The organism is Rhodovulum adriaticum (genome assembly GCF_004345735.1).
GTDB classification, from domain to species: Bacteria; Pseudomonadota; Alphaproteobacteria; order Rhodobacterales; family Rhodobacteraceae; genus Rhodovulum; species Rhodovulum adriaticum.
Window position 1 is genome coordinate 1 of sequence record NZ_SLXL01000007.1, and the last position, 11,001, is coordinate 11,001.

An 11,001-nucleotide genomic window follows, 5' to 3' on the forward strand; every position below is an offset into this window, starting at 1 on the left:
AAGAGTGGCACAGCTTCCTCGAAGACTTCGTCGCCGAACCCGACATCATCGCCCGCGTCAAGGACCAGCCGCTGCGGTAAAAACCGGGGGCTTACGGCCCAAGCCTGTTTGCGCATGGGCAATGTCGCCTCGGCCTGCGCGCGAAATCTCTCGGCTTGGGCATGATGACCGTTCAACGGTAGAACTACAGCCACGGGCGTGAAGGCGGGCCCGAGCACCATGACGGGCACTTGCCGCGCTGCAAGTTCGGACAGGGCGGTGTTAGACCACATCAACCCAGGGCTAGCGGCCAGCACCGCCTCAATGTCCGCAAGGCCGATGCGTCCCGCTTCGGTTCCGCCTTCATCGACCGCGAGAAACCCGCGGCGCTTGTGCACGGCAAGCCCCGTGCGGCTCAGTTCCACAATGCGTCCAACCATGACGACCTCCTTTTGGTGGAGCCCGACAGGCTGGCCTGATGATCAGATCACTCCGTGCGGCACGATCCTCACCCGCCCCAATTCATCAACGCGTACCCGTCGCGCACGGCGTTTCCGCAAAACATCATAGGCCACAGCTTCCCATCCTTGTTCTCCGTCGCGTTGCTTGTCGCGATCGCTGAAGGGGATAGCAAGGTTTGCGCCGACCAAACGCACATTCTTGTTGGTGGGGCTGTCTGGAATGGAGCGAACAACCTTGATCGTGTTCGTGCCAGGGATCACCGCCTTTTCCTTGGGATCCCACTGGAACAACTGCAAAGTGTCGTACTTGTAGAGTCGCATTATTAGGCGGGCTTCTGGGTAGACTTCTTTCCATTGCCTATCTTTGCAAGACGCGGCCTCCCAGACCCGCGTTCCATGGTGAAACCACCGCCCGTCCGGGCTTTCCAGAATGTCGACAAAGGCGTTCTCTCCGGGAATCAACCACTTGTAAGGTTCATTCTCGCGGGGGTGGCCCATCCTGCCATCAACCGGCATTGCTGTATTGTCCATAACTAGAAGTCGGATGCGCTGATGGCCCGTACGATCACTCCACTCCCTCAAAGCAGCTTCGCGCGCCTTTTTGTCATCGCGTTTGCCTTCAGTGGCATTCAGGAGCTCTTGTCGAAGCCGTTCGTCTCGGACTTGTCCGATTTCGTCCTTTGAGAGATCGATCACGGGCTTGCGTTTAACCAGGTTCCCTATTGTCCGAGCCGCTTGGTTCTCGGGATTGTCTTGGACAATCCCATAAGCGTTGTCTTCGTGAAGGCGTCCATTCACTGTGCTAGGAATGTGCTTCTCACCCCTCTCCCGTCGGGCCATTGCCTCGCGTTTCGTGATGGGCCGGTCCGGACGGTGGCTGACATTGAGCTTGGCAACCCTCGCCAGCACTTGATCGCGATATTCGGGGAACGGCTCGGGTGGGTCAGGAAGGAGGCGGTCTAGTTCTTCTGTCCCGTGCCGGCGCGCCTGGGTCTGTAACATCTGGATCGTGCGCCGGTCGATTACGCCAACTACAGCGGCATCGAGGGCGTGGTGGCGGTGATCGTCACGGGTTTTCGCGTTGTGGCCTGGAAGGTTTCGGAACCACCGTCGTCGCAGCATTGCTGTCATTCGCCCTGTAGGCATCCAGATGTTCGAGGTTCCGTCCTTCGGGAACAGCGCCTCGGCATAGGCGCGCACCACCTTTGCCAGATATCCGGTCGCGTGCAGTTGCCGGTCTTCGAAGCCCCTTTGCTCCTGCCACTTGTGCAGGGCTCCGGGCAGGAAACGCCACAGTTTCCTCGCCATCCCCGGCGCCCCCTTCACACGCTCGATGATAGCGTTAAGTTCCTCGCCTGACCAGGCGTCGCCGGGCGCGCGCTTGCGCTTAATCCGGTTTGCGGCACGGAAGCAGACGGTTTTGTTGGCAGGGCTGTCGTCGAACGTATCCTCGAAAGGCAGGATATGGTCAATCTCGACCTCGTCGGAGTGGAGTTGTGTAAGGCTGATGGGTTTGCCCGAATAAGGGCAAAGGCGGTCGGCAGGCGTCTTGCCCAACTCCTCCCAGAGGCGCATCCGCATGAACCGGTCGCCCGCTCGCGCCCGCGGGGCGAGGATGCCACCTTCCTCCAGCTCCTCGCGCCACGCGTCGTTGCGCTTTGTGTTCTTCCTGATCTCGGCGTCAATCTCGTTCAGTTCGCGCGCGGATTTTGCCATGTCGCGTGTGGTCTCGATCACGACCTGATCCGGCTTGCCGTAGCGGTCAATGAGAGCGTTCATGACCCGCCGAAACTGGCCTAGTGCGATGTGGACCGTCGGGTTTGCGATCTTACCGAACCTGATTTCGGGCGGATCGTCGGGATTTCCGGTACCTGTGCCGAGCATTCGCTGAAGAGCCGTTAGCTCGTAATATCGTGGCAGGCGCAGCAGCCCGGGATCGCCTTCCGATCGCAGGTCAGAATGGTGCAGGGCGACGCCATCGCCGAACAGACCACGCTCGCTAGCTCGCTCTATCGCAGCGCTGTAGACGATGACCTCCTCGCGCATTGCCTGAACAATCGCACGCGTGGCCCGCAGCCCGAGCATGAGGTGGCCGGGCGGGAGGGTGACCTTTTCAACATTTGCGGCGGCATCAGGAGCCAGCCCAACCCAGTTTTCCAGCCTGCCGCGCGTGCGCTCGGGATTTGCAGTGACCGCCAAGATCTTGAGCAATAGCAACCGGCGTCGTGGATCGATCTTGTGCCAGCTATCGGCCAGAGGAGCAGGGTTCTTTTTCGTGCCGACGGCGAGACGCGCTGCAGTGGCGTTGTGGGCAATCTCCTTCAGCCCGCCCTTTTCAAGATTGATCTCAGTTCCCGCGGGAATCTTCAATGTCCTTCGCAAGCCGGCCCACGTCAGCTTCTCGCCTGCCATCAGGTGGTTCATCAGAAGATCGCGCTTTTCCTGATCAAGAGGGAGCTCTCCCCTCTCGTCCAGAAACCGCATCATATTGAGTTGCTGGAGAATCAGGAATTCCTGCGCCAGCGGATGCCATTTCGGGAGGCGTTCATCGTCTGGAAAGAAGGTGCAGCGGCCTGGCTTTACGGGTTTCAGGGGCCGTTGGAAAAACAACGTGTCCCGAATCTTTTCTCGTGCCTCTTTGGTCAGATTGGGATGGTGCCGGGCCTGCATGCGCCAGATATGATCGAACTCGGCTTCAAGCATGGCGCGCGTCGGGTAGAAGTCATAGCTGATCTTGGCGCCCTCGCCTGCGGGCCTGATCCGAACGGGGTCGCCATTTCCATGACGCTCTGCGAGCCATGCGCCGTACGTTGGCGCGCCAGTGTCGGCCAGCTTCTCACGAAGTGCCTTTGCCGCATCCGCGATCTTGCCTGCGTCGTCCTCGTTCGTCCGATTGGCCTTGCGATTGCTCTTGAACCCTCTGTGCTTAGACATGTGCCAGATGGCTCGCCCGAGATCGTGCAGCTCTGCTCGGTCTCGGGCGACGCGATCGCGTGCGCGGTAGGGATCGATCCGGAAGAAGCGGGCGCGCCCTTCGACGTCGTCCGCTGGCGGCATCAGCCCGTGCGCCACGAGCCGCCCTTCCAGTTCGACTCCCCGCTTCTTTCTGCGGTCGATCTGCCGTCGTTGCTGGCGCGGATACCGACGTCCAAGCGCATTGGACTCGCGCGACTGAGGATCTCGGCCTGTTGGGAAGATGCGTGCTCCGAGGTCGAGCAGCTCAGTTGGGGTTCGGCCTTTGTCGTCTATGCGGAAGACTGCCCACCCGAGAGAACCAGAACCAATATCAAATGCAAAACGCTTCATAACGCACACACGATCACTTTAGACTTGTCATGGCATGTTACACTGAATTATTCTATAGCCCTAGCAGAAGAAGCGGCGTGGTCTTTCTCGCGATAAGGTTTAGACCACACCATAGGGGCAGGCTGCGGCCTGCCCCAATTCTTGAGATATTTAAAGAATGACAGGCTGTTAGCGCCGCTCGAGCGGGAATGCCATCTGGATCTGGACCTGGTCAGGCCGTGGCGGATGCTGATCTCTAAGAGCTTCTTGTATGCAATTCGGGGATTCCTCATGGGTCGGGAGCAGGGCTCCGAGACAACCTTGAGATGCTAAATCAGGCTGCCCGCGATGGGCCGCACTTGAAACCTTTCAATGGCGAACGGCCTTGCCGACCTCCACGACGTTCGTGGTTATCCTCAACAAGGTTGGCGCGAGTGACCCCAATCTACACCCGCGCCTCGTCCTGACACGCCGCAGGGCCATCCCGGTCCCTCCCGCTACCTTTTGTGCCCCTGCGACCGCCTGACACAGTTTTTTGCATTGTCAGCGTGTTGAAGGCCGCCTTTCGATGACCCATGTGGTTCGGCATGAAGTTGATCCTGAATACCACGCCCACCGCCCTGCGGTTGATAGGCACGCCGATACGCTGATCCGTTCCGGATCGGGTATCGGCTGCGCGGGATCACGACTCCCACACAGAAAATCGATCGAACCGAGTCGGGGGCAAAGCCCTGCGGGCGGTCTTGGAGCCGAGTGATTCTCGGGCCGGATGCGTCATGCGCGGTGAGATTTCTTGACGCCGATCCGGCTGGGACGCGTTTTCGCATCTTTTTTGCCGTGTGCGTCAGAAGGCGTTTGGGGCCGCAGATCCGGGAGTGGTTGTGGGGTGAGAAAAAGCGGGGGGCTATATCTATGGCTATCGGCACGTCCTTCCAAGAGCGAAGAGGTAAAGAATAGGCTATTTTCGCAAACATATGAAAAATATGGCGAAAAACTTTAAATGCCGAACATTTGGCGCTAAGTCCCGACAGCCGGTCGTGAAGGGACCCGGCGATCTGGACCAAGGCGCAGGCAAGCGCGCGAAAGGAGGATATCGATGACGAGTTAGAGCCGAAAAAGAAAACACTCGATCCGCTCCAACGGACCGAGTGCTTCAAAACCAGGGCAGGTCGGAACCAACCCCACTAAGCTGTTCGGGATATAGCAAATCCGGCTCCGGATTTCAACGCCGACTGCCCTCACAGACCGTTCACCCAGGTCCCGGATGCAACCGGGATCCGGGTGGCGTGTGCCGGATCACCGGCCTGCCGGATCGCGTCGCGGTCGGCTGCCACACGTCATCATTCCGGCGCGCTGACGATTTTTGCCGCCGCCCAATCCCGGGCGGCAGGCGGATTAATCTGATGAGGAGAACACCATGTCTCACAATCTGATCGAGGGCATTCAGCTGCCCGATCCCAGTCTCGCACAGCGGAAGGTGCCGTGGGGCACGCGGTTCCACTTCACCGGCCAGATCGTTCTCGGGGACGGTCCCGGCCGGGTCGTGCGGACCGAAAGCCATACCGAGTTCACTTGCTGCCTGTGCCTGGCGTCCCGCCCGGAAACTGCGAAGATCCATGAGCAGGTCGCGTTCGAGTGGCATGACGCCGATGGTGTTGTTCGGACCCATTACATCGACTTCCTCGTCGAGCAGACCGACGGGCAGCGGGTCGCCTATACCGTCCGGCCCGAAGCACGGGTTTCGGAGCGGTTTCTCGACGAGGTACGCCAGGTGGCACGGCAGATCCGTGCGAGCGGGTTCGCAAACGACCTTCGCCTGCTCACCGACAAGGATTTCGACCAGACCGAGCGGTTCAACGCCAAGCTTCTCCACTCGGTGCGGCAGCCCGACCCCGAGGCGGATGCAGCTGCACGGAAGATCGTCGGCGACCTGCGCGGGATCGCCCCGCTGGCGCGGCTCGCCGACGAAATCGCCCTGGAGGCGCGTGGCTTCCGCGCCCTCGTGCGCCTCATCCGGTCGGGCCATCTGCGGTTGGTGAACCATGAACGGATCCGCCCGGCTGCGCAGGTCTTCAAGGGAGGGCTTGTCTGATGGATATCGAATTCAACCCGGAAGGCGCGCGCTATGCCTTCGGTGCGTTCGACCGCATCACCATCAATGGCGAGGCCTGGCGCATGACCTACGAGAAGGAGGACGGCTATGTTCTCACGATGGTGGATGGCGCGCAGTTGTCCCAGGACTTCTCGCATGAACAGCTCAGCCGCCTGGGTAACATGGGGCGCATTCGCGTCGATCACCGCTACTATCACCCGGATTCTGCGGCTCGTCGCCTGAGGGTGGCCGCGCCGCTGATCGCGACGCTCGGCGAGATGCAGCGCGCGCGTCTGGTCAAGCGGAGCGCCTATGTGCAGGCGTTTCTCGAGCTGGAGCGGAAAGGTCTGCTCAAGCGCACCGATGCGTCCATCACGGCCAGCACGCTTGCCCTGAAAGGGACCGCGATGGGCTACGCGGCCCGGAACCTCAACCCTTCGGGCAAGGACAAGCCCGGTTGGTCCGCCAATCTCGCCAATGCGCCTTCGGCCCGTACCCTGCGTGCCTGGGTCAAGGCCTACGAGGAATTTGGTGAAGGCGGTCTTGTCGACGCCATGCACCGGAAGGGTAATCGCGGACGTCAGCTGGCCCCCGAGGAGCAGGGGCTGATGATGAAGGAGGTTCGCCGGTACCTCGGCGAAGAACGCCTGAGCCAGAAACAGGTCCATGAAAACGTTATCGGCGCCTTCACGGTGCACAATGCCGAGCGGCAGAAAGAGGGGCGTCCGCCCCTGACCATTCCCAGCCGGGAAACCGTGCGCCGTGCGATCCACAGCCTCGATGCCTACGCGGTCGAGCGGGCGCGGAAGGGGGAAGGTGCAGCGCGCAAAAAGTTCCGCCCAGTTGGTGCCGGGATCGAGTTGACCCGTCCCCTCGAGCGCGTCGAAATCGACGAGTGGACGATCGACCTGATCTCCCTCATGCACTCGACCGGGCTGGTCGACCTGCTGTCGGAGGAGGAGCTTCAGGCCCTGGGGCTGGACGGGAAGAAGAGCCGCTGGTTCCTGACCGTTGCGATGTGCGCGACGACCCGGTGCATCGTCGGGATGACGATGAGCCGTACTCCTGGCGCGGAGGCCGCGCTCCAGACCCTCGAGATGGTCGTCTCGGACAAGGGACGCTGGTCCGACGCCGTCGGGGCCCTTGGGTTCTGGAGCATGTCGGGGCTGCCCGAACTGATCGTTACCGATGCCGGCCGCGCCTTCAATTCGGAGCTCTTCAGGTTCGCCTGCAGTGATTTGGGTATCGCGTCGGAAATCACCGTGGCCGGCTTTCCCGAACTCCGGGGGCGGATCGAGCGCGTGTTCAACACCATGTCGATGCATCTGCTTCCGCGTCTCAGTGGCCGGACCTTCTCGGATGTCGCCACCAAGGGGGACAGCGACCCGGCCAAGCGGGCCGCGTTGACGGTCGAGGATCTGACCTTCGCCCTGGTCCGCTGGGTGGTCGATATCTATCACAACATGCCGCATGATGGCCTCGGCGGGGAAACCCCGGCCGCATGCTGGAAGCGTCTCGAAAAGCAATGGGGCGTTCAGCCGCCGCCGGACATGCGCCGCATGCGCCTGGTCTTCGGGCGCCGCATGGCCCGCGTTCTCGACAAGGAGGGCATCACCATCCTTGGGGTCCGGTACCATTCCGAACGCCTGGGGCAGGCCATGATCGCCAAGGGCCCGCACACCGTGCCGGTCCGCTGGCATCCCAAGGATATCGGGACGATCGAGGTCTGCCTTGGCAAGGAGTGGTTCGGGGTGCCCGCCGTCGAAGACGGGCTGGACGGTGTTCCGGCGCAGACCTGGATGACGGCCTGCCGCACCGCGCGCAGCCGCAAGCCGAAGGGCAAGCTGATCGAGCGTGAGATCGTGCACGCGGCGATCAAGGACATCACCCGGCGCAACGAAGGCGCGATGGCGCTGACCGGCCTTCTGGTCGAGGACTGGAGCCACGAGCGGATCGAGCGGGAGGAAAAGCGCCTGTTCATCGGCTTCGAGGTCGGCGACAGCCCCAAGCCCCGCAAGGCGGAAAACGGCGTTGGCAGCATCCTCCCCGACCCGGTGGAGCCCGCAGCTCCCGCCAAGGCAAAGGCCAAGCGGCCGGCGCCCCGCAAGCGCCGCAAGGGCGGTGAGACCGGTTTCTCGATCGAGGAGGACTGAGCGTGAAGACCCCTCGCGAAATCGAGCAAATCCTCGCCACCCTGCGGAACCTGCACATCAAGACCTCTCGGGACGCGGAATTCGCGTCCCACCTCGACCGGCTGCTGAAGCGCGATGTGGACGGCAATCTCCTGCCTGAGGCACGCCGTTTCACGCGGACCGGCGAAACCCGCGGCATCATGGTCGTCGATGGACCCGGGGGTGGAAAATCCACCCTCGTGGACCGCAGCCTGGCCCGCCATCCGGTGCTGGCGGGCACCGGGCGCGAGGCGCCGTTCTATCTTTCCGGCATCGTGCCCAGCCCTGCCACGTTCAAGTGCATGACCCTCGAACTGCTCGAGCGGAGCGGCTACCCGGAGGTGTCGGGGCGCCGGGAAGCCTGGAACATGTGGCAGGTTCTGCGCAACCGGCTGCGGATGCTGGGGGTATCGGTGCTCTGGATCGACGAGGCGCATGACCTCTTCTGCGCGGACCGGAACCTGATCTTGCGGGCCATCAAGACCCTGATGCAGGGCGAGCATGCCGTGATCGTGATCCTCTCGGGCACCGAGCAGCTGTCCGAGATCATCCGCAGCGACCCCCAGGTCAAGCGCCGGTTCTCCGCAATCCACCTGCCGCCCATCGCGTCCGAAGTTGATCGGGACCTCTTCACCTCGGTGCTGGAGGACTATTGCCGCCGCGCCGATCTGGAGCCCCCGGAAGAGGACGACATCATGGATCGGCTGTTTCACGGGGCGCGGTACCGGTTCGGCCGCTGCGTGGAATTGATCGTCGCGGCGATCGAACGGGCGCTCGAGGACGGGGCACCGCAGGTCGACGTGCAGGCCTTCGCGCAGGCCTGGGCCATGCAGGAAGGGTGCCCGCCAGACCGCAACATCTTCCTCGTGGAGGACTGGCGGGCGATCACGCTCGACGGTGAAGAGTCCCCCGCTGGGGTCCACAATCGCAAGCGGCGGGGGTGACCATGGCCCGGCTTTCCCCCTTCCTGCCTTTCGCCGAGGACGAGACCCCGCTTTCCTGGGCGGCGCGCCTGGCGGCGTTCCACACCGGGGGCCGGCTGGTCCCCTTTCTCAATGACCTCGGGATCGACCTCATGGCGCTCCGGGGCGGGGCCGATGACGCGATCACCCGCCTGTGCGAGATCGTCGGGCAGGACCCCGAACCGGTCCGTCGCAACAGCATCACCCGTCTTGGTAACCGTCGCTTCGGCCTGCGTGGCGAAGAATTCTACGCGGATATCACCGTGGGAAAGGCGACCCGCTTCTGCCCGGCCTGCCTGGCCGAGGACGAGGCGTCGGACCTGCCGCCGCACGCTGCCCGACGCTTGCGGCTGGCCTGGATGCTCGCGCCGGTGCGGACCTGCCCCCGGCATGGCCTGGCCCTGGTGGAGCGCAAGGCCGGGGCTTGGGACGACGTCACCCACGAGCTGCAGGCGCTGGTCCCCGAAACCGGCGCCGCCCTTGCCTCCCTGGCGAAATCCCGCCCGCCGCGCGCCCCGTCCGAACTCCAGTCCTATGTCCTCGCGCGCCTGGAAGGCGATGCTGGTCCTGCATGGCTTGATCGGCAGGGGATCGATCAGGTCGCCCGCGCCACCGAGATGCTGGGTCTTGTCTGCGCTTACGGCCCGAGACGGAAACCCGCGGACATGACACCCGATGACCGCGAGGCGGCGATCGCCGTAGCGTGGCCCCACATGCGGGACGGAGAGGAAGGGGTCTGCGCGGCGTTCCAGGACCTCCTGGATAATGCGATCGCCCGGGGCACGGCGCTGTCGTCGCGGCGGGCCGTGTTCGGCGGGCTCTACCTCTGGCTTTCCAGCAGCAACTTGCGCAACGATCCCGGCCCCATTCGGGACCTGCTGCGCGCATTCATTATCGAAAACATGGACTTGATGCCCGGCCAGAACCTGCTTGGCGAGGTGATCCTGCAGCCACGCAAATCGAGCATTGCAAGCATTGCCAAGACTGAGCTCGTCGATACGCGCACGCTTCGGAACCTGTTGGTTTCCAAAGGACTCATCAAGCCGGAAATGAAAGACGTCCCGGCCTGCTCGATCGTCCTCGACCATGATGTTGCCGTGCGGGTCGCCAAAGAGATTAAGGACGCGGTACCGGTGTCCGCCCTGCCGGATTATCTACGCGCATCACGGCCCATCGTGAGTTGTCTGGTTTCAATGCGCATTCTCGTGCCTCTCAGCGAGGCCGATGCCCGGGCGGTTGGGCGACTTGGAAAGGCGGTACACCTTCACGACGTCGAGGCGCTGATGGCGCGTCTTGCGCGGATCGGCCCGGAAGTCGAGGTTGCGCCCCCGGGGATGCTAACCCTCGCGAAATGTGCCGAAAGAATCCACAAGGAACTCAGGTTCATCCTGCCCGATCTGCTCGATGGCTATCTCCGGCGCGTCGTGCGACTGGCTGGCACCCGCGGGTTCGAGGGCATTCTCGTGGATCCGGAAGAGGTGAAAGCCGCCGCGGGCAATCTCAACTGGCCCGGCATGCTGGAGGCGGGGCCGTCGGAGACCGATCTTCCGAAAGACACGGCGATTTCTGCCTACCGGAACAGATATAGGGGAATCACCTCGGCTTTATAGGGGAATCACCTCGGCTTTGCTGAGCCGCCCGAACCCGCGCCTGACCCTTTCCCAGGCCCATATCTTTGCCGCCGCCATCTGGCGGCAATTTTTTTGAGAAAATCGATGGCAGACAACCGCGTGTAAAATGGAAGTTCTGATGGGTTCTGCGGGCTGGATTGATAAATAATCCATATAAATCAATTCCCTGTGCGCCGCCCTCTGGTGTGGATGGCAGCGTTTTCGTGGGTCGGACACTGTCTGTCCCACCCACCGAAAATCTGCCATTTCGGGGGTTATCTGCCATTTTGACACACGATTGCTTGCCACTGGCGCGCGTGCTTTCGAAAATATAACCTAAAAACAATGCCTTGCTGAATCGTGGCCTCGGGGCGCCCTTGGGCGCCCACCAGCCGGGCCGGGGCATTGACGGGCCGCCCCGCTCCTGCTTCCTCTCTGCCC

At 62.5% G+C, this 11,001-nt stretch carries 6 protein-coding genes; 4 read left to right on the plus strand and 2 right to left on the minus strand.

The window, feature by feature from the left end; all coding sequences use genetic code 11:
* Together EV656_RS10325 and cas9 are read right to left on the minus strand one after the other, a co-directional pair.
* On the minus strand, positions 1–419 hold a 419-nt coding region (locus EV656_RS10325), incomplete at its 3' end, for a CRISPR-associated endonuclease Cas1 (RefSeq protein ID WP_341799020.1).
* A gap of 42 nt (positions 420–461) precedes the next feature.
* Positions 462–3,746, minus strand: coding sequence for a type II CRISPR RNA-guided endonuclease Cas9 (cas9, locus tag EV656_RS10330; RefSeq protein ID WP_132603351.1), 3,285 nt, complete (start codon positions 3,744–3,746; stop codon positions 462–464).
* Between the two features lie 1,396 nt (positions 3,747–5,142).
* Here cas9 and EV656_RS10335 point away from each other — a divergent pair.
* The 4 genes from EV656_RS10335 to EV656_RS10350 are packed head-to-tail and all read left to right on the plus strand — an operon-like array spanning position 5,143 to position 10,560.
* Complete coding sequence (locus EV656_RS10335) at positions 5,143–5,817, plus strand: PDDEXK family nuclease (RefSeq protein WP_132603355.1); 675 nt, start codon at positions 5,143–5,145, stop codon at positions 5,815–5,817.
* On the plus strand, positions 5,817–7,970 hold the full coding sequence (locus tag EV656_RS10340) for a Mu transposase C-terminal domain-containing protein (protein WP_132603358.1): 2,154 nt from the start codon (positions 5,817–5,819) through the stop codon (positions 7,968–7,970). Before EV656_RS10335 ends, EV656_RS10340 begins: the two co-directional genes overlap by 1 nt.
* Positions 7,971–7,972: 2 nt before the next feature.
* A complete protein-coding gene (locus EV656_RS10345) occupies positions 7,973–8,932 on the plus strand; it encodes a TniB family NTP-binding protein (RefSeq protein WP_132603361.1) in 960 nt (319 codons plus the stop codon).
* A 2-nt stretch (positions 8,933–8,934) separates the two neighbouring features.
* Entirely contained in the window at positions 8,935–10,560 is a 1,626-nt protein-coding gene (locus EV656_RS10350) for a TniQ family protein (protein ID WP_132603364.1), read from the plus strand.
* The last annotated feature ends 441 nt before the right edge of the window (positions 10,561–11,001 follow it).

Excerpts from the sequence above, each read along its gene's own strand:
- EV656_RS10340 (WP_132603358.1), top strand. The coding sequence starts at position 5,817 with ATGGATATCGAATTCAACCCGGAAGGCGCGCGCTATGCCTTCGGTGCG.
- cas9 (WP_132603351.1), bottom strand. The coding sequence starts at position 3,746 with ATGAAGCGTTTTGCATTTGATATTGGTTCTGGTTCTCTCGGGTGGGCA.
- EV656_RS10335 (WP_132603355.1), top strand. The coding sequence starts at position 5,143 with ATGTCTCACAATCTGATCGAGGGCATTCAGCTGCCCGATCCCAGTCTC.
- EV656_RS10350 (WP_132603364.1), top strand. The coding sequence starts at position 8,935 with ATGGCCCGGCTTTCCCCCTTCCTGCCTTTCGCCGAGGACGAGACCCCG.